This is a genomic window from Vibrio sp. AH4 (genome assembly GCF_030710545.1).
Classification (GTDB): Bacteria; Pseudomonadota; Gammaproteobacteria; order Enterobacterales; family Vibrionaceae; genus Vibrio; species Vibrio metoecus.
In genome coordinates, this window is record NZ_JALAIV010000001.1 from 1,439,234 (window position 1) to 1,461,695 (window position 22,462).

General features: G+C 46.0%; 22 protein-coding genes. 17 read left to right on the forward strand and 5 right to left on the reverse strand.

Annotation, left to right across the window (positions count from 1 at the left end):
• Nucleotides 1–8: 8 nt before the first annotated feature.
• The 6 genes from MKA69_RS06885 (at nucleotide 9) to luxS (ending at nucleotide 7,789) form a co-directional block, all read left to right on the forward strand.
• Nucleotides 9–1,139, forward strand: coding sequence for a sodium ion-translocating decarboxylase subunit beta (locus MKA69_RS06885; RefSeq protein WP_055029838.1), 1,131 nt, complete (start codon nucleotides 9–11; stop codon nucleotides 1,137–1,139).
• A 122-nt stretch (nucleotides 1,140–1,261) separates the two neighbouring features.
• Nucleotides 1,262–2,212, forward strand: a complete 951-nt coding sequence (locus MKA69_RS06890; protein ID WP_305847739.1) for an NADP-dependent oxidoreductase — start codon at nucleotides 1,262–1,264, stop codon at nucleotides 2,210–2,212.
• Nucleotides 2,206–2,667: a YqaA family protein gene (locus tag MKA69_RS06895; RefSeq protein WP_305847740.1), complete on the forward strand. Its 462-nt coding sequence runs from the start codon at nucleotides 2,206–2,208 to the stop codon at nucleotides 2,665–2,667. The genes MKA69_RS06890 and MKA69_RS06895 overlap by 7 nt, the downstream gene beginning before the upstream one ends.
• A gap of 9 nt (nucleotides 2,668–2,676) precedes the next feature.
• Nucleotides 2,677–5,532, forward strand: coding sequence for a pitrilysin family protein (locus tag MKA69_RS06900; protein ID WP_305847741.1), 2,856 nt, complete (start codon nucleotides 2,677–2,679; stop codon nucleotides 5,530–5,532).
• 111 nt (nucleotides 5,533–5,643) lie between these two features.
• Nucleotides 5,644–7,218, forward strand: coding sequence for a glutamate--cysteine ligase (gene gshA, locus MKA69_RS06905; protein WP_055064079.1), 1,575 nt, complete (start codon nucleotides 5,644–5,646; stop codon nucleotides 7,216–7,218).
• Nucleotides 7,219–7,270: 52 nt separating this feature from the next.
• Nucleotides 7,271–7,789, forward strand: a complete 519-nt coding sequence (gene luxS / locus MKA69_RS06910) for an S-ribosylhomocysteine lyase (protein ID WP_055031748.1) — start codon at nucleotides 7,271–7,273, stop codon at nucleotides 7,787–7,789.
• A gap of 83 nt (nucleotides 7,790–7,872) precedes the next feature.
• Here luxS and MKA69_RS06915 read toward each other — a convergent pair whose 3' ends face one another.
• Both MKA69_RS06915 and MKA69_RS06920 read right to left on the reverse strand, forming a co-directional pair.
• Nucleotides 7,873–9,153 (reverse strand): HlyC/CorC family transporter, encoded by a 1,281-nt coding sequence (locus tag MKA69_RS06915; protein WP_305847742.1) that lies wholly within the window; start codon nucleotides 9,151–9,153, stop codon nucleotides 7,873–7,875.
• A gap of 82 nt (nucleotides 9,154–9,235) precedes the next feature.
• Nucleotides 9,236–10,030 carry an inner membrane protein YpjD gene (locus MKA69_RS06920; RefSeq protein ID WP_000369276.1) on the reverse strand — a complete coding sequence of 265 codons (795 nt, stop codon included), beginning with the start codon at nucleotides 10,028–10,030 and terminating at the stop codon, nucleotides 9,236–9,238.
• Nucleotides 10,031–10,241: 211 nt separating this feature from the next.
• Between MKA69_RS06920 and ffh the strand changes: the two genes are divergently transcribed.
• The 5 genes from ffh (at nucleotide 10,242) to rplS (ending at nucleotide 13,858) form a co-directional block, all read left to right on the forward strand.
• Complete coding sequence (gene ffh / locus MKA69_RS06925) at nucleotides 10,242–11,630, forward strand: signal recognition particle protein (RefSeq protein WP_305847743.1); 1,389 nt, start codon at nucleotides 10,242–10,244, stop codon at nucleotides 11,628–11,630.
• Nucleotides 11,631–11,865: 235 nt separating this feature from the next.
• A complete protein-coding gene (gene rpsP / locus MKA69_RS06930) occupies nucleotides 11,866–12,114 on the forward strand; it encodes a 30S ribosomal protein S16 (protein WP_000256449.1) in 249 nt (82 codons plus the stop codon).
• Nucleotides 12,115–12,138: 24 nt separating this feature from the next.
• Nucleotides 12,139–12,693, forward strand: a complete 555-nt coding sequence (gene rimM, locus MKA69_RS06935; RefSeq protein ID WP_000061901.1) for a ribosome maturation factor RimM — start codon at nucleotides 12,139–12,141, stop codon at nucleotides 12,691–12,693.
• Nucleotides 12,694–12,719: 26 nt separating this feature from the next.
• Nucleotides 12,720–13,463, forward strand: coding sequence for a tRNA (guanosine(37)-N1)-methyltransferase TrmD (trmD, locus tag MKA69_RS06940; protein WP_000270020.1), 744 nt, complete (start codon nucleotides 12,720–12,722; stop codon nucleotides 13,461–13,463).
• 41 nt (nucleotides 13,464–13,504) lie between these two features.
• Nucleotides 13,505–13,858: a 50S ribosomal protein L19 gene (rplS, locus tag MKA69_RS06945; RefSeq protein WP_000065250.1), complete on the forward strand. Its 354-nt coding sequence runs from the start codon at nucleotides 13,505–13,507 to the stop codon at nucleotides 13,856–13,858.
• Between the two features lie 103 nt (nucleotides 13,859–13,961).
• On the opposite strand, the gene degS is transcribed toward rplS, so the two are convergent.
• The 3 genes from degS to zapG all read right to left on the reverse strand — a co-directional run bounded on the left by degS (nucleotide 13,962) and on the right by zapG (nucleotide 17,146).
• Entirely contained in the window at nucleotides 13,962–15,023 is a 1,062-nt protein-coding gene (gene degS, locus MKA69_RS06950) for an outer membrane-stress sensor serine endopeptidase DegS (RefSeq protein ID WP_000911598.1), read from the reverse strand.
• A 184-nt stretch (nucleotides 15,024–15,207) separates the two neighbouring features.
• Nucleotides 15,208–16,575: a DegQ family serine endoprotease gene (locus tag MKA69_RS06955; RefSeq protein WP_055033955.1), complete on the reverse strand. Its 1,368-nt coding sequence runs from the start codon at nucleotides 16,573–16,575 to the stop codon at nucleotides 15,208–15,210.
• Nucleotides 16,576–16,705: 130 nt separating this feature from the next.
• Nucleotides 16,706–17,146, reverse strand: a complete 441-nt coding sequence (zapG, locus tag MKA69_RS06960) for a Z-ring associated protein ZapG (RefSeq protein ID WP_055029848.1) — start codon at nucleotides 17,144–17,146, stop codon at nucleotides 16,706–16,708.
• A gap of 153 nt (nucleotides 17,147–17,299) precedes the next feature.
• Between zapG and zapE the strand changes: the two genes are divergently transcribed.
• The 6 genes from zapE to MKA69_RS06990 all read left to right on the forward strand — a co-directional run bounded on the left by zapE (nucleotide 17,300) and on the right by MKA69_RS06990 (nucleotide 22,383).
• On the forward strand, nucleotides 17,300–18,403 hold the full coding sequence (gene zapE, locus MKA69_RS06965; RefSeq protein ID WP_000188006.1) for a cell division protein ZapE: 1,104 nt from the start codon (nucleotides 17,300–17,302) through the stop codon (nucleotides 18,401–18,403).
• A gap of 223 nt (nucleotides 18,404–18,626) precedes the next feature.
• Nucleotides 18,627–19,055: a 50S ribosomal protein L13 gene (gene rplM / locus MKA69_RS06970; protein ID WP_000847599.1), complete on the forward strand. Its 429-nt coding sequence runs from the start codon at nucleotides 18,627–18,629 to the stop codon at nucleotides 19,053–19,055.
• A gap of 15 nt (nucleotides 19,056–19,070) precedes the next feature.
• Nucleotides 19,071–19,463 (forward strand): 30S ribosomal protein S9, encoded by a 393-nt coding sequence (gene rpsI, locus MKA69_RS06975; RefSeq protein ID WP_000829823.1) that lies wholly within the window; start codon nucleotides 19,071–19,073, stop codon nucleotides 19,461–19,463.
• Between the two features lie 327 nt (nucleotides 19,464–19,790).
• On the forward strand, nucleotides 19,791–20,384 hold the full coding sequence (gene petA, locus MKA69_RS06980; protein WP_305847745.1) for a ubiquinol-cytochrome c reductase iron-sulfur subunit: 594 nt from the start codon (nucleotides 19,791–19,793) through the stop codon (nucleotides 20,382–20,384).
• The gene (locus tag MKA69_RS06985) at nucleotides 20,384–21,649 is read left to right on the forward strand and encodes a cytochrome bc complex cytochrome b subunit (protein ID WP_001148357.1); all 1,266 of its coding nucleotides are present in this window, start codon (nucleotides 20,384–20,386) and stop codon (nucleotides 21,647–21,649) included. The genes petA and MKA69_RS06985 overlap by 1 nt, the downstream gene beginning before the upstream one ends.
• Complete coding sequence (locus MKA69_RS06990; protein WP_000758869.1) at nucleotides 21,646–22,383, forward strand: cytochrome c1; 738 nt, start codon at nucleotides 21,646–21,648, stop codon at nucleotides 22,381–22,383. The genes MKA69_RS06985 and MKA69_RS06990 overlap by 4 nt, the downstream gene beginning before the upstream one ends.
• The last annotated feature ends 79 nt before the right edge of the window (nucleotides 22,384–22,462 follow it).

Here is a 22,462-nt window from a genome sequence, read left to right on the forward strand (position 1 = left end):
GGAAAATCATGGACGGATTAATTACCTTATGGCAAGAAACGGGGATTGCTAACTTTGAGTTAGGGCAGATCATCATGATCATGGTTGGCTGTCTGCTGCTATTTTTGGCGATCCGTAAAGGATTTGAACCGCTACTGCTGTTGCCGATAGGCTTTGGTGCTGTGCTTGCCAATATCCCAGAAGCAGGTTTCACTGAGCCGGGCGGTTTACTGTATTACATTTATCACGTAGGGATTGAGTCTGGCGTGTTCCCATTGCTGATTTTTATGGGCGTAGGAGCCATGACGGATTTTGGTGCGTTGATCGCCAACCCGAAAACTTTGTGGTTAGGGGCTGCAGCTCAGTTAGGTATTTTCGCCACCTTGTTTGGTGCGATCTTGCTGAACTTTGTACCGGGAATGGAGTTTACCATGGCGGACGCTTCATCGATTGCGATTATCGGTGGTGCAGATGGCCCGACGGCGATTTTCCTCGCGAGCCGTCTGTCTCCGGATTTGCTGGGAGCGATTGCGGTAGCTGCATATAGCTACATGGCGCTCGTCCCCATCATTCAGCCGCCGATCATGAAAGCACTGACCACGCCAGAAGAGCGCAAAATTAAAATGGCTCAACTGCGTCATGTGGGCAAAACTGAAAAGATCATTTTTCCATTAGTCGTGCTTTTGATGACCATATTGTTTTTACCAGCAGCAACGCCTCTAGTGGGTATGTTCTGCTTAGGAAACTTAATGCGTGAATCGGGTGTGGTCGATCGTTTATCCAAAACCGCCCAAAACGAGCTGATCAATATCGTGACTATTTTTCTCGGTCTTGGTGTCGGTTCAAAACTGCAAGCAGACAAGTTCTTGAACTTGGAGACGTTAGGCATCCTCGCGCTCGGTGCGGCGGCATTCAGTATTGGTACTGCTGGCGGCGTGATCATGGCGAAGATTCTCAATAAGTTTTCCAAAGAGGATATTAACCCGCTGATTGGCGCTGCTGGCGTTTCGGCTGTGCCAATGGCCGCTCGCGTGGTGAACAAAGTCGGCTTAGAGGCAAACCCGCAAAACTTCTTATTGATGCATGCTATGGGGCCGAATGTGGCAGGCGTGTTAGGTTCTGCTGTTGCTGCGGGTGTGTTGCTTGCTTTAGTTGGCTAAGGGAAACATGGCTACGATCTGCTCAAAATAGCAACGCAAAGTTAACGAATTTAAAGAAATTGGTATATATTCAAAGGGATGCTTCGGCATCCCTTTTTATTCGCGCGATAGGGATAGTGGAAATGGAAAACAAACAAATCGTCATTACCCAATTTGGTACACCAGAGGTGCTGGCTGTACACACTTTACCGATCCCAACGCCTAAAGCAGGGGAAGTGTTAGTGAAAGTTGCTTTTGCGAGTGTTAACCCTATCGATGTGAAAACCCGAGCTGGTTTAGGTTGGGCGGCTGCGCAAAACAAAGACAAACTGCCGTGGACGCCAGGTTACGATATCTCCGGACGAGTTGTCGCGTTAGGTGAGGGGGTTAGCCGCCTTAAAGAGCGTGATAACGTGGCAGGGTTTATTGGCTTTCCACTGCGAGGTGGAGGTTATAGCCAATACATTTGTGTGCCTGAGCAAGAACTGAGCTTAGTCCCCGATGCTGTGACGCTCGAAGCCGCAGCAGCTTTGCCTTTGGCTGGGCAAACGGCAGCGCAAGCACTCAGTAAAGCACAAGTACAAGAAGGTGAGCGAGTCTTGATATTAGCCGGCGCAGGCGGTGTGGGTCACATCGCGGTACAAATTGCACTAGCGGCTAAAGCGGAAGTGTTTACCACCTGCAGCGAGGTGAATTTAGACTATCTTGCCACTCTTGGTGCACATGCCATCAACTACCAATTTGCGCCAGTTTCACAGCGTCTGGAAGAGGTTGATGTGTTGATTGACTTGGTTGGTGGCGATGCCGCCTTGGATGCACTGAAATGCTTAAAAGATAATGCGCGAGTGATTACGGTTCCAACGTTAACGGCCGAGCTGATTTGTGAAAAAGCAAAACTACTGGGTTTTGAAGCCACGGGTATGCTCGTTGACCCGAATCCTGAGCAACTCGACACTATGCTGTATATGGTCAGTGTTGGGCTGCTGAAAATCGAAATTCAGCACATCTATTCACTGTTAGATGCGGCAAGAGCCCATGAGCAGATTGAATCTGGACACACTCGAGGCAAGTTGCTTCTTGATATGAAATGCTAGAGTGGCTGCATGAATTTTCAGCGCCACTGACCTCTCTACTGGCTGAATCGCCGCTCAGTTTGCTGTTTTGGAGCGGCTTTCTCAGCGCCACTTTGTTACCTGGCGGCTCTGAAGCGGCTTTGTTAGCCAGTTTGTCGCTCGCCCAGCATTCAGTTTGGTTGATTGTAGCTGTTTCTACGGCAGGTAATACTCTAGGTGGCATGACTAACTATTGGTTAGGTTTATGGCTTCCGCATCGAACTCCCACGCAAAAACAAGGTCATAAAGCCAAGCTCTGGCTGCAACGTTATGGTTATTGGGCGCTGCTGGGGAGTTGGTTGCCGATTATTGGTGACCCACTCTGCTTCGCGGCAGGTTGGCTACGTTTAAAAATGCTCCCTGCTTTTTTGATGATTTTGATTGGTAAGGCTCTGCGTTATTCATTACTCGCTGCGCTGTATTACGGTTTGTTTTAAGGAGATGTGATGAGAAAAGTCGCGTTGTTTGGATTTTCTCTGCTGTTGTTGGCGGGATGTAGTGCTTCTGATACCTCATTCCCTCTATTTTCTTCTCTGCCGAAAGGCGTCACCTTAGTTGAAGAGGTTAAAGCCGAGCCGGGTAAAGTGATGATCCCGTACTCGAAATATCGCTTGGATAATGGGTTAACGGTAATTTTGTCGCCAGATCGTTCCGATCCTTTGGTGCATGTTGATGTGACTTATCATGTCGGATCTGCCCGAGAAGAAACAGGTAAATCAGGCTTTGCTCATTTCTTTGAACACATGATGTTTCAAGGTTCGAAGCATGTGGGGGATCAGCAGCATTTCCGTTTGATCACTGAAGCGGGAGGCTCATTAAATGGCACCACCAATCGTGACCGTACCAATTATTTTGAAACGGTACCCGCGAATCAACTGGAGAAAATGTTGTGGTTAGAAGCGGATCGAATGGGCTTTTTGCTTGATGCGGTTTCGCAGCGTAAGTTTGAAATCCAGCGTGACACCGTCAAAAACGAGCGCGCTCAGAATTATGATAACCGCCCATACGGCTTGATGTGGGAAAAAATGAGTGAGGCGCTTTATCCCGAAGGGCATCCATATTCTTGGCAAACCATTGGCTATGTCAGCGATCTTGATCAGGTTGATGTTAATGATCTAAAAGCCTTTTTCCTTCGTTGGTATGGCCCAAATAATGCGGTGTTAACCATAGGTGGCGATCTGGATGTTAAACAAACCTTAGCTTGGGTTCAAAAATACTTTGGCTCGATCCCGAAAGGCCCAGAAGTGGTGGATGCACCTAAACAGCCTGCACGTTTGACGGAAGATCGCTATATCACCTTAGAAGATCGTGTGCAGCAGCCGATGCTGCTGATCGGCTGGCCGACTCAGTATTTAGGCTCGAATGATGAAGTTGCGCTGGATGCACTGGCCAGTGTCTTGGGCAGTGGTAACAACAGCTTTTTGTACCAAGAGTTAGTCAAAACTCAAAAAGCAGTGGATGCAGGAGCCTTCCAAGATTGTGCTGAGCTTGCTTGTACTTTTTATGTTTATGCCATGGCGCCTTCTGGCGCGGAAGGTAAGTTGGCACCCTTGTATCAAGAAACTATGCAAGCGTTAGAAAAATTTAAGCAACAAGGGATATCGAGACAGCGCTTAGAGCAAATCACAGGAATGGAAGAAGCCAATGCCGTTTTTGCGTTAGAGAGTGTCAAAGGCAAAGTTAGCCAATTGGCAGCCAATCAGACTTTCTTTAATCAGCCAGATCGCATCGAAAGCCAGCTTGAGAAAATCCGCGCAGTCACTCCCGCATCACTACAGCAAGTATTTACTCGTTACCTTGATGGCCAACCTAAAGTGACCTTAAGTGTGGTAGCAAAAGGCAAAACTGATTTCGCGGTGCGTCCTGCAACATTTATTACCCCCGCTCGTAAGCTGCCTGAGCACCAAAAAATTGGTGATGATCAACTCGCGTATCGTGAAGTGCAAGACAGCTTTGATCGCTCACTCATGCCACAAGTCGCCGAAGCCGTGCAAGCTCGTTCACCAACGTTATACGATGTTTATTTTGACAATGGTGCGCAGCTACTTGGCACTCAAACCAGTGAAACCCCCACGGTACTGATTGAGATCGAACTACCAGCGGGTGAGCGCCAAGTCGCGATCGGTAAAGAAGGACTGGCTAATTTGACCGCGAGCTTACTGCAAGAAGGTAGCCAAAGCCGTAGCGCAGAACAAATTCAAGCTCAACTGGATACGTTAGGTTCGAGTATTCAAGTCGCCGCAGGGCCTTATTCAACCAGCATTGTTGTCTCTAGCTTGAAGAAAAACCTACCTGAAACGTTAAACGTGGTGCAAGAAATACTGTTAACCCCTGCTTTTAGCAAAGCCGATTTTGCTCGCTTACAACAACAGATGTTGCAAGGACTGGTGTACCAACATCAGCAACCGAGCTGGTTGGCTTCACAAGCTACACGCCAAGTGTTGTGGGGTAACAGCCTATTTGCTCGTGCTGGGGATGGAACGGAAGCATCCGTTGCTTCATTGACCCTTAACGATGTCCAGCAATTCTACCGTCAGCATTACACACCTCATGGTGCACAAATTGCGGTAGTGGGTGACATCAGTGCACGAGATATTCGTCAGCAATTGCAATTTATTGCCGATTGGAAAGGTGAAGCCGCGCCACTGATCAACCCTCAAGTCGTGCCCAATTTAACCCAACAAAAAATCTACCTAGTGGATAAACCGGGAGCCCCACAAAGTATTGTTCGTATGGTACGTAAAGGGCTTCCTTTCGATGCAACGGATGAACTTTACTTAACTCAATTGGCAAACTTTAACCTAGCGGGTAACTTTAATAGCCGCATTAATCTCAACTTGCGTGAGGATAAAGGTTATACCTATGGTGCTGGGAGTTATTTTGCGAGCAACCGTGAAATTGGTGCGATTGTGTTCAATGCGCCAGTACGGGCAGATGTGACGGTGGACGCGATCCAAGAAATGATCAAAGAGATGCGTCAATTCAGTCAAACTGGCATCACAGAAGAAGAAATGAAATTTTTACGTTTGGCAGTCGGTCAACAAGATGCGTTGTTGTATGAAACACCAGCACAAAAAGCGCAGCTGATTTCAAGCATTTTGACCTATAGCTTAGATCGTGACTATTTGCAGCAGCGTAATGAGATAGTGAAAAGCGTAAAGCGTTCTACACTCAATCAGTTAGCGGCGAAATGGTTTAATCCCGATGACTATCAGATCATTGTGGTCGGTGATACTAAGCAACTTAAGCCCCAGTTGGAAAAGTTAGGTATCGCGCTAGAAGAGCTTGAAATCATCCGCTAGAGTACACATTTATTAGTGGGGCGTTGTACGCCCCACACTCGCTATGCTACTTAAGCTGTCGGCTTAAGAGACGGCATTCGATTATAACCACCGACATAAGCGAAGCGTATTTTGAGTAAATTTGCCGAGCGACTACAAACAGTTGCAAATAAACCAGAAGTATTTCAAAACTTTAGCCGTGGACTGGAGCGCGAATCATTGCGTTACACGCCGGAAGGTGCACTCACGCAAACGCCACACCCGAAAGAACTGGGCTCAGCATTAACACACCGTTGGATCACCACCGACTTTGCCGAATCTTTGCTTGAATTCATTACTCCGGTTTCACATGAGGTGGATACGCTTATCGCCCAGATGTCGGATATTCATCATTTCGCGCAAACCAAACTGGGCAATGAAAAACTGTGGCCATTGTCGATGCCTTGTTATGTGGGCAGCGAAGAGGGCATCGTGTTGGCGCAATACGGTTCATCCAATACAGGGAAAATGAAAACCTTGTATCGGGAAGGGCTGAAACGACGCTATGGTAGCCTAATGCAGATTATCTCCGGCGTGCATTTCAATTTTTCATTCCCGGATTCTTTTTGGGATGCGCTGTATGGCGAGCAAGATCCACAAGCACGCCAAGCCAGTAAATCAGCCGCTTATTTTGGTGTCATTCGTAACTATTACCGCTTTGGTTGGTTGATCCCGTATTTGTTTGGTGCATCGCCAGCCATTTGCTCTTCTTTCTTACAGGGGCGCAAAACGGATCTACCGTTTGAGTCGATTGGTAAAACGCTCTATTTACCTTATGCCACATCACTGCGTTTAAGTGATTTGGGTTATACCAACAGTGCGCAAAGTGTGCTGCAAATTGGTTTCAACAGCATTGAACAGTACCTGCAAGGATTGAATGAAGCGATCCGCACGCCATCACAAGAGTTTGCAAAACTTGGGGTGAAGGTTGAGGGGGAATACCGCCAGCTCAATAGCAACGTGCTGCAAATCGAAAATGAACTGTATGCACCGATTCGCCCGAAACGAGTGACGCAAAGTGGTGAACGCCCATCTCAAGCTCTAGCGCGTGCTGGGGTTGAGTATATTGAAGTACGCTCGCTTGATGTGAATCCATTTAGCCCAATTGGTATCGATGAAGATCAGGTTCGTTTCCTTGATCTATTTTTGGCTTGGACGGCACTCTCAGACTCGGATCCGATGGATGGTTGTGAACTCGGATGTTGGCGCGATAATTGGCGTAAAGTGGTGTTGGAAGGCCGTAAACCGGGCTTAGAACTGCAAATTGGTTGTCACGGCGAAGTGTTAACCTTACAAGCATGGGCGAAGCGAGTGTTTGCCGATTTACGTGTGATAGCGGAAACGATGGATGCATCCTTAGGCGGTACTGCTTATCAGGACGTGTGCGAGAAGTTGGAGAGTTGGATTGATCACCCTGAGCTAACGCTTTCTGCTCAGATTTTAGCGGAGATTAAACAGCACGGCGGTCTAGGGAAAACGGGGTGTGCATTAGGCAACGAATATCGAGCGGCTAATTTACAGCATCAATATCAATTTTATTCGCAAGCAGAAATGGAACAGGAAGTGGGTCGATCAACAGAAGCGCAAGCGCAGATTGAAGCGCAAGATACGCTCAGTTTTGATGCTTACTTAACGCAATATTTTGCGTATTTGCAGGCGACAGTTTAGGGTTAGTTATTGATTGGCACGCAGTAAGACGAGCCAGAAAGGGAGAAAGGAAATGCCATTACTAGACAGTTTTACGGTTGATCACACTCGGATGAATGCCCCGGCTGTGCGTGTTGCGAAAACCATGCAAACCCCAAAAGGGGATACGATTACCGTATTTGATTTGCGCTTTACTGTGCCAAACAAAGACATTCTGTCTGAGCGCGGTATTCATACCTTAGAGCATTTGTACGCGGGTTTTATGCGTGCTCATCTCAATGGTGGCCAAGTGGAAATCATTGATATTTCTCCGATGGGGTGTCGTACCGGTTTCTACATGAGCCTGATTGGGGCACCAACAGAGCAGCAAGTCGCGCAGGCTTGGCTAGCCGCGATGCAAGATGTGTTAAAAGTGGAAAGCCAAGATAAAATTCCTGAGCTCAACGAATACCAATGCGGCACAGCCGCAATGCATTCGCTAGAAGAAGCCAAAGGCATTGCGCAGAAAGTGATTGCGGCGGGTATCTCGGTAAATCGCAACGATGAGCTGGCGCTGCCTGACGCTATGCTTAATGAACTCAAGGTTCACTAAATCGATGACTACCGCACTTTGCGGTGAACGCGAAGAATGCAAAAGCCCGAATGTTTGTTCGGGCTTTTGTTTGAGCGTTTATGTTAAACCAGACTGGCTTTGGTTTTTCTTGGGTAAACCTTTACCAACTTAATCCGGTTCTCTTCCAATTCGATAATCTCCATTTTGTGCTGAGCCACTTTCACACTCAAATGGCTAGCGGGGATCTCTTCTAGGTGTTCTAGAATCAAACCGTTCAAGGTACGAGGCCCATCTGTGGGGAGTTTCCACTTGAGGCTTTTGTTGATATCTCGAATGTTGGCACTGCCTTCTATTAAGAAGCTGCCATCGCTTTGTGGAGTAATTTCATCCGCCAAGCTCGGAGACATGGAGGTGGTAAACTCACCCACAATCTCTTCCAAAATATCTTCGAGCGTGGTTAAACCAATGATTTCGCCGTATTCATCCACGATTAAACCAATCCGCTCTTTATTGCGTTGGAATTTGAGCAACTGAACGTTAAGTGGCGTTCCTTCAGGAATAAAGTAGATTTCATCGGCGGCACGCAGCAGCATCTCTTTATTAAATTCATTTTTATCCAACATAAAGCGCGAAGCTTCACGCAAACGCAGGATCCCCACCACCTCATCAATTTTGTCGCGATATAACACCACTCGGCCATGAGGCGAGTGTGCGAGCTGACGAGTGATCGACTTCCAATCATCATTGATGTTGATCCCTGAAATCTCATTACGTGGGATCATAATGTCGTTTACGGTGACATGTTCAAGATCGAGGATCGACAACAACATATCTTGGTGACGACGAGGAATAAGGCCGCCGGCTTCATTCACGACGGTACGCAGTTCTTCTGAGCTTAGGTGATCCCCTTTGCTATGCTTCGGTGAAATCCCCAGAATACGGATCAGACCATTGGTGATGACATTGATAAACAGAACCAGCGGTGAAAGCACTTTCATCAAAATGGTCAGCAGTACGCTGCTCGCGTAAGAAACACGTTCTGGGTAGAGTGCGGCTAAGGTTTTTGGGGTCACTTCAGCAAAGACCAAGATCACCAAGGTCAAGGCACCTGTCGCAATCGCAACGCCTAAGTCCCCATACAAACGCATACCAATAATGGTCGCAATTGCCGATGCGAGAATATTGACGAGGTTATTACCAATCAAAATTAGGCCAATCAAACGATCTGGGCGATCCAAGAGCTTTTCAACTCGTTTGGCACCTTTGTTGCCACTGTTGGCTAAATGCTTTAAACGGTAACGGTTGAGAGCCATCATGCCGGTTTCAGAACCGGAGAAGTAGGCAGAAATAACAATGAGACACGCGAGTAGCGCAAATAAGATACCCGTTGATATGTCGTCCAAAACGCGAATTTTCCTTATGACAGATTTTTAATTAAAGGCTGAATTTATCTTATGTGTCAAATGACAGGTTGATGAATCTTGTTCAGCGCAAAATGATCTCACGTACAAAGCGGCTACCAAAATATGCCAAGGTGAGCAAAGTGGCTCCCGCGACGGCAAACCAAGTGACTTTTTTTCCACGCCAACCTTTACGGTAATGACCCCAGAGTAAAATGGAATACACAATCCAAGCCACAAACGACAAAATGGCTTTATGTGCTTTACCTTGGGCAAACATATCCTGAACGAAGATAAAGCCGCTAAGTAGTGTCCCTGTCAGTAATAGATTGCCAATCAGAATGATTTTGAAGAGTTGTCGTTCAACCATGAGTAGCGGTGGCAGGTTGGGATTGATCGAGAAGACTTTTTTATTTTTCAACTTATGGTCGAGCCAAGCCAGTTGTAATGCGTATAAAGCCCCGATGCTCAAGGTTGAGTAAGAGAATAATGCCAAAGAGATGTGTAACAGCAGCTTGGGATCATTCTCTAAATGAGTAATAAAGGTACCAGGCAGAAAAGTGGCTGCAGAAAGATTGATTGCCGAAAAGCTGTAAGCGACAGGCAACAAAAACCATAACCGAGTTTTAAACATGGCTACGCTCATTACCAAAGAGATAATGAAGCTGATTAACGATGCTACATTGAGGATACTCAGATTTTGTCCACCGCTGTGCAGAATCAAATCACTCAGTAGCCAACCATGAAACAACAATGCAATCGCTGCACTGATAAACACGGTTTTCGCTCGGATCCCGGTTTGATTAACCAACCCGGGTACGATAGTCGCAATCGACAAGAGATATAACATCGCCGCAGCAATCGCGATTAAGTTGTCCATACCTGCCACATAGATAAGGGTTAAGTGGGCGAATTATACCTTGCTCTGTGCCAATGGGCTACTTTGGATCACCTTCGTTTTTGAGAGCATAGAACACAAAAAACAGGTCAATTGAACTTTCGTGAATCTCCGCAATGCGCTACGGGTATGCCTGTCCGTTTGTCTAAGGTATACTCACGCCAATTTATCGCCGCTTAGCGAAGAGAAAAAGATGTTTGAGAATTTAACCGATCGATTGTCCAAAACGCTGAAAAATATCAGCGGCAAAGGTCGTCTTACTGAAGACAACATTAAAGATACCCTGCGCGAAGTGCGCATGGCGCTGTTAGAGGCCGACGTTGCGCTGCCTGTTGTTCGTGATTTTGTTAATCGCGTCAAAGAAGGTGCCGTTGGTGTCGAAGTTTCTAAATCTCTGACTCCGGGTCAAGAGTTCATCAAAATCGTCCGTCAACAATTAGAAGCGGTGATGGGCGAATCCAACGAAGCGTTGAATCTTGCCGCTCAGCCACCTGCGGTTATTTTGATGGCCGGTTTGCAAGGTGCGGGTAAAACCACGTCCGTTGGCAAACTCTCTAAGCTCCTAAAAGAGCGTGATAAGAAGAAAGTGTTGGTGGTTTCCGCTGACGTGTATCGCCCTGCGGCGATCAAGCAGCTTGAAACATTAGCCAATGATTTAGGCGTTGATTTCTTCCCGTCCACACCGGATCAAAAACCGATTGATATCGCTAACGCTGCGATTGACCACGCTAAGAAGAAATTCTACGACGTACTGATTGTCGATACCGCAGGTCGTTTAGCGATTGATGAACAGATGATGGCCGAGATTCAGGCGCTGCATAAAGCGATCAATCCGGTTGAAACGCTGTTCGTGGTCGATGCTATGACCGGTCAAGATGCCGCGAATACCGCGAAAGCGTTTGGTGATGCATTGCCGCTAACAGGGGTGATCCTGACCAAGGTCGATGGTGATGCGCGTGGCGGTGCAGCGTTGTCGGTACGCCATATTACCGGTAAGCCGATCAAATTTATCGGTGTCGGTGAGAAAACCGATGCGTTGGAGCCTTTCCACCCTGATCGTATTGCTTCACGTATTCTCGGTATGGGTGATGTTCTGTCGCTGATCGAGGATCTGCAGCGCAACGTTGACCAAGAGAAAGCTGAAAAACTCGCGAAAAAATTCAAAGAGAAGAAAGGCTTTGATTTAGAAGACTTTCGTGAGCAGTTAGGTCAGATGAAAAACATGGGCGGCATGATGGGGATGCTCGATAAACTGCCCGGAATGTCTCAACTGCCGGCGGATATGAAAGATAAAGTGGATGATCGCGTTTTCAAGCAGATGGAAGCCATCATCAACTCAATGACCATGAAAGAGCGTCAAAACCCCGATCTCATCAAGGGCTCACGTAAAAAGCGGATTGCTGCGGGTTCTGGTACCCAAGTGCAAGACGTAAACCGCCTGCTCAAGCAGTTTACCCAGATGCAGAAGATGATGAAGAAAATGCAACAAGGTGGCATGAAAGGCATGATGCGTAACATGCAAGGCCTGATGGGCGGCGGTGGTGGCCGTGGTGGTTTTGGCGGCGGTTTCTTTGGTCGTTAATCCACTCGAACGCAACCGCTTGAGTATTCAGTGAACTTTCCAATCTGTTAACTGAGTCACGGTAATTTGTAGCGCTTTAAGCTGGCGAAAAAGTAGCTAAACCCCTTGCAAAGCCTCGGAATAAGAGTAGAATTCCGAGGCTTTATTTTGGCACGAGACCCTAAACTGATTTTGTAAAACTTTTGCAAAGTGGTTTTCGGGGTTAATTTTATTTTTGAAAAGCAAAGAGGACGACATGGTAACCATTCGTTTGGCACGTCACGGCGCGAAAAAGCGTCCATTCTATCAAATCGTTGTAGCAGATAGCCGCAACTCAGCAACTGGCCGTTTCATCGAGAAAGTAGGTTTCTTTAACCCTACTGCTACTGGTCAAGAAGAAGGCCTGCGCCTAGACCTAGATCGCGTGAACCATTGGGTTTCACAAGGCGCATCTCTGTCTGATCGCGTAGCACAGCTAGTTAAAACCGCTCAAAAAGCGGCTTAATTATTACTGTTAAGTAACTAGTTTATGTCGATGAAAGGTAAAGAGACGATGGGCAAGCAAAACGAAAGATTGGTTGTGGGAAAATTAGGTTCTTCTTACGGCATTCGTGGCTGGCTTAAAGTTTTTTCCTACACAGACAATCCAGAAAGTATTTTTGATTACAGCCCTTGGTTTATTGACCAAAAGGGTGAGTGGGTTGAGCACAAAGTAGAAGGCTGGAAACGCCACAACAAAGGTTGGGTGGTAAAACTTCAAGGGCTTGATGTCCGTGAAGATGCACACCTGCTGACTAACTTTGAAATTGCGATTGACCCCGCATCACTACCTGAATTGTCAGAAGATGAATTCTACTGGCGTGAATTGTTTGGTATGCAAGTTGTGACCAGCAGCGGCTACGACCTTGGTGTCGTAACCGATATGATGGAAACAGGCTCCAACGATGTTCTCGTGGTGAAAGCGAATCTGAAAGATGCTTTCGGCCAAAAGGAACGGTTAATTCCGTTTCTTGAAGAGCAAGTGATCAAAGTTGTTGATCGCCAAGCTCAACGGATCGAAGTTGACTGGGATCCTGCGTTTTAACTCAAAAATCGAATAAGCGAGGAAACATGTGGGTTGGCATTGTTAGCCTATTTCCTGAAATGTTCCGCAGCGTTACCGATTTTGGAGTAACAGGTCAGGCGGTTAAAAAAGGGTTATTGTCAGTTGAAGCTTGGAATCCTCGTGATTTCGCTCATGACAAACGTCGCACTGTCGATGATAAACCCTACGGTGGCGGTCCCGGCATGTTGATGATGGTGCAACCTTTGCGCGATGCCATCCATGCTGCGAAACAAGCGTCACCGGGTAAGACGAAAGTGATTTACCTCTCTCCGCAAGGTCGAAAACTCGACCAACAAGGTGTGGAAGAGCTGGCGCAAAACCAGAATCTGATTCTGATTTGCGGCCGCTATGAAGGGGTAGATGAACGCATTATTGAATCTGAAGTTGACGAAGAATGGTCAATTGGGGATTTCGTAATGACGGGTGGGGAGCTCCCAGCCATGACGTTGATTGATTCTGTCTCGCGGTTTATTCCGGGAGTATTAGGGGATTTTGCGTCAGCAGAAGAAGATTCTTTTGCGAATGGTTTGTTGGATTGTCCGCACTACACGCGTCCTGAAGTATTGGATGGAAAAGAGGTGCCAATGGTACTGAAATCCGGCAATCATGAGGACATTCGTCGTTGGCGACTCAAGCAGTCGCTTGGCCGTACCTGGCTTAGAAGACCGGAGCTCCTGGAAAACCTAGCTCTGACTGACGAACAGGAACAATTACTGGCCGAGTACATTAAAGAGACTCAGCATCAGTAACCTATTAAATTTAGTATCAGTTTATTCTAGGAATTTAGACAATGAGTAACATCATCAAGGCTCTAGAACAAGAGCAAATGAAACAAGACCTGCCTCAATTTGCACCAGGCGACACTGTTGTGGTTCAAGTTAAGGTAAAAGAAGGTGACCGTGAGCGTCTACAGGCTTTTGAAGGCATCGTAATCGCAATCCGTAACCGTGGTCTGCACTCAGCATTCACCGTTCGTAAAATCTCTAACGGCGAAGGTGTTGAGCGTACGTTCCAAACTCACTCTCCAGTAGTTGATAGCATCGAAGTTAAGCGTCGCGGTGCAGTACGTCGTGCCAAACTGTACTACCTGCGTGACCTATCTGGTAAAGCTGCTCGTATCAAAGAGAAGCTTGCTAAGAAGTAATGCTAGAACTCTCGTTCTCGTAGTAAAAAGCGGAGCCCAAGGGCTCCGCTTTTTTGTGTTCATTGATCACTAAAGTGTGTCTTAGTGAAAACGTAAATCTCCGTTACTCGCGAGAATCCTCTCCAATCGTAACAGGCAGTACAATCTCTTCGCCTTTACGCAGTAAGGTGAAATCGACTACGGTGCCGGGGCGTAAATCGGTCACTGTATCAGTGACATTTTGGCGCCCATTGACTTTTTTACCATCAATTTTCAGTAAGATATCTTGCTCTAAAAAACCTGCTCGCGCTGCGGGGCCATTTGGATCAACCCCTAAAACAATAATTCCACCCACATGCTCATTACCGAGTAGGCGTGAGGTCATTGAATTAATATCTTGACCATCAACTCCGATATAACCTCGGATCACTCGTCCATCTGCAATAATTTTAGTCATGATTTTACTGGCAAGAGAATAGGGTATGGCAAATGAAATGCCGTAAGTCTCTAGGTCAGTCGCTTGCTGAAAAGAGGCGGTATTGATACCTACTAGCTCACCTTGCGTGTTGACTAAAGCTCCCCCTGAGTTGCCATCATTGATCGCTGCATCGGTTTGAATGAAGGCTTGGCGTCCATCGGCGCTGATCGAGGAACGACCTGTCGCTGAAATTATGCCAAAGGTAGTGGTTTGCCCGAGATTGTATGGGTTGCCGATAGCTAACACGACATCGCCTACCTTGGGATGGTAATCAGGGTTGAGTGGGATCACCGGTAACCCAGTGCCTTCTACTCGTAATATCGCAATATCGGTTCGACGATCTTTACCGACTAATTGTGCGGCGGCAGCCCTTCCATCTTGCAATGCCACCACAATTTGATCTGCTTGGGCTACCACATGGTAGTTGGTAATAATGTAGCCTTTTTCGCTGACTATCACTCCAGAGCCTAAGCCTTGAGTCGATAATTTCTGGCGATCATTTTCACTGTATTTGCGGTTGTAAATATTCACTACCGCAGGAGCGGCTTTACGAACTGCTTCGTTAAACGATATCTGTAATGCGCCAATGTTACGTGGCTGAGAATGAACAGCAGGAATGAGTTTTGAACGCAGTGAGGGCGTGACAAAAATGATGATAATCGCAGCCAATAGCCCGAAGCCGATTGAGCGAACCCAAAATTTCAGCATAGTTTCCTCAACTCAATATTGAATAAATTCCTCACTGTGAGTCAGCAAGAATAACACTGGAAATGAATTTCGCCAAAATTGCATTGGAACCATAATGAGCAAGGGATAATTAGGATAATTAGGAGGAAGGTGATGGCTAAGAGTGGGGGAGTTACCGCCCAAGTGGGCGGTAACGGTGAGTGAATTAGCGAACAACAAGATAAATCGTACGATCTCCGCGTTGAATGTTTAACGCTAAAATATTTGGTGATTTCTCCATAATCGCCCGTAATTCAGCAATATTTTTTACTCGTTTACGGTTCACACCAATGATGATGTCATCTTTTTGCAGTTGATAGGATTCAGCAGCCGAACCTTTTTGCACCTCAGTGACTTTAACACCTTGGATTGGGTCACTCTCAGTGGTGTTGCTTAATTCTGCGCCACTCAATCCCTGATGGAGTGATTCCGCCTTCGTTTTGGAATTTTGCTGCTCACCCAGAGTGACATCAATATTCTTGGCTTGTCCATCACGCAATATGCCGAGCGTAATGGTTTTGCCCGCTCCTAATGTGGCCACTTTGGCGCGTAATTCAGAGAAAGTATCAACTTTCTTACCATTGAGTGAGGTGATGATATCACCCGCTTTGATCCCCGCTTTATCTGCTGCACTATCTGGAACGACTTGGCTAACAAATGCTCCTTTGGATGACTCGTAACCTAATGCATCCGCTAACTCAGAGGTGATCTCCCCACCTTGAACGCCGAGCATGCCACGTTTAACTTCACCAAACTCTAGGATTTGATCCGCAAGGTTCTTCATCATATTTGACGGGATAGCAAAACCAATCCCGACATTGCCACCGTTAGGGCCAAGAATGGCGGTATTGATACCGATGAGTTCACCATTGAGGTTTACGAGTGCACCACCAGAGTTTCCGCTGTTGATCGCGGCATCGGTTTGAATAAAGTTTTCAAAGTTTTCGATATTCAAACCGCTACGACCTAAAGCAGACACAATACCAGAGGTTACGGTTTGCCCTAAACCGAAAGGATTACCAATGGCCACTGCAAAGTCACCGACCCGTAGTGTGTCTGAATCGGCAATTTTAATCTCTGTGAGGTTTTTGGCTTTACTGAGCTTGAGCAAAGCGACGTCTGACATCTCATCACCACCGACGAGTTCTGCGTCGATCTCCCTTCCATCATGCAATTTAACGCGAATTTTTTCCGCACCATTAATGACATGATAGTTAGTCACGACATAACCTTTGGCTGCATCAATAATGACCCCTGAACCTAAACCACGAAATGGTCTTTCTTGGAGTTGTTCAGTTGGGAAATCCGGGCCGAAGAAAAAACGAAATTGATCAGGTAAGCGCTGCCTTGAAACTTGAGTACCCTCAACGGCAATGCTGACTACCGCAGGGGTCACTTTTTCGAGCATAGGGGCTAGGCTAGGGACTTGTTCTCCACTCACAGAGAGAGGGAGTGCTGCTGTTGCCGATAATGGCGTGAGAATGGAACTCAAGCTGAGTGACAGAGCAGTCAAAACAAGTAAAGGTTTTTTCATCATAAACTCCTCGTGCAATTTAACGTCTGGTTGAAGTAGAAATATGTTCACTTAAAGAAACTTCAACTGACAGTCTGCGAGTTATGACTCAAAAACCTTTACAAAGTTCACCACGAAATGTGTGAATTGATTAACTAGCTTTGGCATTCACCAAATCCGCTGAACGGATAATGGCTTTTTCCTCGCCACGCAATAAACCCGTAGCACCTAAAGCATAATCTTTGGGTGGCTGTTCCAGTTCTTCTGGTTGTTTGTTTTCGCTCTCTTTTTGCTGAGCCAACTTACTGAATGGGTTGTCTTGCTCTGGCAAATTGGGAATCAAATCGGTAGCCGTTTTCGCCATATGTTGATACAGCTTAGTGTAATCTTTTCCTAGGGTGTCGAGCATTTCTGCTGTTTGAGCAAAGTGATCCGACAGCTCTTGGCGCTGTTGCTCTAAAGTGAATTTAGCGCTCTCGAGTTCTTTTTGCAGATTCTTCTGCGTCTTATATTGAGGGGTAGTCAAACGAGCAATCAGCATCCCGACAGCAATCCCCACTAGCAATCCAGCAATGGCATAGATCCAAGGCATAACAGCTCCTTATTGTTGTTATTTAACATGTTTTTTACCCATCGGTTACACATGTACGAGGGACATGTTACTATGAGAGTCAGGTTGGATAAAGCAAAATGCATGTGAGTGGTTTTGCGTTTATGGCTCTCATTGTAACTGTAGTAGACCAGTATGACTCCGAAGCAGCGATATAAAAAAGATTTGCAACGCACTGATTTTTATAGTGATGAAGCACAGGCTCGTGCCGTGGATGCCCTAGATAATCTGTATCACCAGTGGATCGATTATCTAAATCAGCCAGTGGTACGACCTTCTCTGTGGCATAAGTTATTGGGTAAGCGTATCGAACCCACGCCTCCGCCTAAAGGGCTGTATATGTGGGGGGGGGTTGGGCGTGGCAAAACCTATCTGATGGATACTTTTTTTGAATCCTTGCCGAATGACAAGAAATTACGAGTCCATTTTCATCGTTTCATGTATCGAGTTCATGATGAGCTGCGCTCGTTATCGGAAGTGAGTGATCCGCTCGAAATCGTGGCGGATCGTTTTTGTGCCGAAGCGAATATTATCTGTTTTGATGAATTCTTTGTCTCAGATATTACCGACGCCATGATTCTCGGCACTTTGTTCGAAGCGCTATTTAGGCGCGGAGTGGTCTTGGTCGCTACTTCAAATATTGCTCCGAAAGATTTGTATCGTAACGGGCTGCAACGCGCTCGCTTTTTACCTGCGATTGCTCTGGTCGAAACCCATTGCCATATTCTAAATGTCGATAGTGGTGTGGATTACCGTCTGCGAACCTTACAACAAGCCGAAATTTATCATTATCCATTAGATGAAAAAGCTGCAGATAACTTGCAACGTTATTTCCGGCAGTTGATCAGTTCTGAGCATAAACCAGATGATCATATTGAAGTGAACCACCGTTTAGTGCCAGTTAATGCGGCTTGTGATGGTGTGTTGTATGCCACGTTTGCTCAATTATGCCAAACCGCGCGTAGCCAATATGACTATATTGAGTTGTCGAAAATCTACCACACTGTTCTTCTTGCCGATGTAAAACAGATGAATAAAAACAACGATGATGCGGCTAGACGCTTTATTGCCTTGGTGGATGAATTTTACGAACGGCATGTAAAATTGATTGTGTCTGCGGAAGTCGCTGTTTCTGAACTTTACTCACACGGTTTATTAGAGTTTGAGTTCAAACGCTGCCAATCACGACTAATTGAGATGCAAAGCCATGATTATTTGGCGAAAGAGCACCTAGTTTAAACAGAAAAACATCTGGCAGCTTTGGCGTTGGATTTTTTTCAGATTTTACGTAAAAAGAGGTGATTTTTTCTGCGCTCTTCTCTATAATCCTGCGACCCACCGTTACTGCAGGTCCTTTGTGGCCGAGAGTGCCACCCACTCGAAGGGGTGATGACTGGGCTCTTAGACAGTGGGAGCGAAAGCTCCTTGAAGTGTAAATTTAAATTAACGGGTTATTATTAGCATGAAAACTTTCGTTGCTAAACCAGAAACTGTAAAACGCGACTGGTACGTTGTAGACGCTGAAGGTAAAACTCTTGGCCGTCTAGCAAGTGAAATTGCATCTCGCCTACGTGGCAAACACAAAGCTGAATACACTCCTCACGTTGACACTGGTGATTACATCATCGTTGTTAATGCGGAGAAAGTTACTGTTACAGGTAACAAGGCTAAGAACAAAATGTACCACCGTCACTCTGAGTTCCCAGGTGGCCTGAAATCATTCAGCTTCGAGAAGCTGATTGAGCGTAAGCCAGAAATGGTACTTGAGTTAGCGGTTAAAGGTATGTTGCCAAAAGGTCCTCTAGGCCGTGCTATGTACCGTAAGCTAAAAGTTTACGCTGGCGCTGAGCACAACCATGCTGCTCAACAACCAAAAGTACTGGACATCTAATCGGGGATTTCGGAAATGGCAGAGAATCAATACTACGGCACTGGCCGTCGCAAAAGCTCAGCTGCTCGTGTTTTTATTAAACCAGGCAGCGGCAACATCGTAATCAACAAGCGTAGCCTTGAAGAGTACTTCGGTCGTCCAACTTCTTGCATGGTTGTTAAACAACCTCTTGAACTGGTAGACATGGTAGAAAAACTGGATCTGTACATCACTGTTAAAGGTGGTGGTATTTCTGGTCAAGCAGGTGCTATCCGTCACGGTATCACTCGCGCTCTGATGGAATACGATGAGTCTCTACGTCCTGTTCTACGTGCTGCTGGCTACGTTACTCGTGACGCTCGTCGCGTTGAACGTAAGAAAGTGGGTCTACGTAAAGCACGTCGTCGTCCACAGTTCTCTAAGCGTTAATTTTCCTTTTTGGAAAAATGCGCTCCAGTGTTACTGGATGTGGTTCAAAAACCCGGCTACTCAGCCGGGTTTTTTACATTCTAAAATCTTCCCTAAAAGCTTTACGCTATTCTCCTCGTTATACTCTATAAATAAGTTGTTCCTTTTGTGATGCCGCAAGCGATTTGAATTGACAAATGTTACAGAAAGGTAGCTTTATCTTGTCAAAAAGTAGGGTTTTATTTATCATTTGCTATCAAATAAATACAAAATAAACTCGTGTTTGTTAGCCTTGCTCTTTAAACGGAATAAGCAGGATCCATAAGGAGCAAATGGGAGAATGTCTGGATGAGTAATGCGCCTCTAAACCAAGGTCGCAGACGATTTCTTACCGCCACAACGGCTGTTGTGGGGGGATTAGGAGCTGTCGCGGTCGCCGTACCTTTTATTAAATCATGGAATCCAAGTGCTAAGGCTAAAGCTGCCGGTGCCCCCGTCGAAGTTGATGTTAGCAAACTCGAAGAAGGGCAGATGGTACGTGTGGAATGGCGTGGTAAGCCTGTATGGGTTGTACGCCGAGCACAGTTGGTAGTGGATAGCCTTAAGGATCACGATAATCAACTTCGCGATCCAAGTTCGCAAGAAGAACAACAGCCTAACTATGCACAAAATGGCTACCGTTCTATTAAACCTGAATATTTTATTGCTGTCGGTATCTGTACTCACCTTGGGTGCTCTCCAACTTATCTTCCTGACTCTTTCAGTGAGCAAGTTCAAGGGGTGAAATCTGGTTTCTTCTGTCCATGTCATGGCTCTAAGTTTGATATGGCTGGTCGTGTATTCCAAGGTGTACCCGCACCGCTTAACTTGGTTATTCCAAAACACATGTATCTGACTGACACAAAAATTGTCATCGGTCTTGATGAGACTGGGGAGGCATAATGCAAGCGCTACTTGATTGGGTAGAAAAACGCCTACCGGCAATGAATGCGTATAAAAAACACCTTTCTGAGTACCCAATGCCAAAAAATTTCAACTTTTGGTATTTGTTTGGCTCGCTTGCGATGCTGGTGTTGGTTAACCAACTTCTTACTGGGGTTTGGTTGACCATGAACTATGTGCCTTCAGGTGAAGGTGCCTTTGCGTCTGTTGAATACATCATGCGTGATGTGGAGTATGGTTGGTTATTGCGTTATATGCACTCCACCGGTGCTTCGGCATTCTTCATTGTGGTGTATCTGCATATGTTCCGTGGTTTGATCTATGGCTCATATCAGAAACCTCGTGAGTTACTTTGGATTTTCGGCATGTTGATTTTCCTCGTGCTGATGGCTGAAGCCTTTATGGGCTACTTGTTGCCTTGGGGACAAATGTCTTACTGGGGCGCTCAGGTTATCATTTCGCTGTTTGGTGCGATTCCTGTCATTGGGGATGATTTAACTCTGTGGATCCGCGGTGACTACGTTATCTCTGGTGCGACATTGAACCGCTTCTTTGCTCTGCACGTGATTGCTTTACCTATCGTGCTATTGCTGCTGATTGTTTTACACATTTTGGCTCTGCATGAGGTCGGCTCGAATAACCCTGATGGTATTGAAACTAAGTTGCCAAAAGGTTCAATGGGTGATGATTACCAGACACAGTTTAAGTTTCATGAGTATTACACCAAGAAGTACGACATCATTGACTCTATTCCTTTCCATCCTTATGGAACGGTGAAAGACTTGATTGGTGTTGCAGGATTCTTGTTCTTGTTCTGCTATGTGCTGTTTTTTAACCCAGAAATGGGTGGATACTTCCTTGAGCCGCCCAACTTTGAGGCTGCTAACCCATTAAAAACGCCGCCGCACATTGCACCGGTTTGGTATTTCACACCTTTTTATGCCATTTTGCGTGCAGTTCCTGACAAGTTACTTGGCGTTATCGCAATGGGTGCATCGATAGTGGTGTTATTCCTATTGCCTTGGCTAGATCGCTGTAAAGTTCGCTCTTACCGTTATCGTAGTAAGCTTCATTTGCTCAATATTGCGCAATTCACTGTATGTTTCATTGCGTTGGGTGTGCTAGGTGCTTTACCTGCAACTCCAACATATACCTTACTGGCTAGAATTTTTAGTTTGGGTTACTTCATGTTCTTTGTATTGCTATTTATTTACAGCAAAAATGAAGCAACCAAGCCATTACCAACAAGGGTGACGTACAAATGAAAAAATGGATTGTAATTTTGTTTGCTATGTTGCCATCGCTGGTGATGGCAGCAGGTGCAAACGTACATTTAGACAAAGCGAATAACGATTTAACGGATAAAGCATCACTACAAAATGGTGCCAAACTGTTTATGAACTACTGTTTTGGTTGCCACTCAACGCAATATCAACGTTATGAGCGAGTGGCGAACGATCTCGGTATTCCAGCTGATTTAATGAAGGAAAACCTCATTTTTAATCCTGCAACCAAAATTGGTGAATTGATGGAAAATGCAATTCCTGATAAGTCCGCAGCAAAGTGGTTTGGGGCGCCACCGCCTGATTTGACCTTAGTCGCTCGAGTACGAGGCACGGATTGGTTATACACTTATCTGCGCTCTTTCTATGCGGATCCTTCTCGTCCATTTGGTGTCAACAACATCGTATTTCCGAGTGTTGGTATGCCACATGTATTGGAAGAATTGCAAGGCACACCTGACCCGATCATTGAAACACAGATGGTGGATGGTAACGAAGTTCAACATGTTGTTGGCGTAAAATCTCGTGGTAATGGTGAGCTGAGTGAAGGGGAATATAACCAAGCGGTACGTGATTTGGTGAACTTCCTACAATACTCGGGGGAACCAATGAAACTTGAGCGTCAAAGTTTAGGTTGGTGGGCTATGGCATTTTTGGTGATATTTACCATTGTCGTTGTAGCACTGAAGAAAGAGTATTGGCGTGATGTGCACTAATTGTGCTATTATGCTGCGCTAATTCCCGATTGTTAACTCATCAGTGGAGGCTTTAGCCTCCATTGATTTTTTATACCCG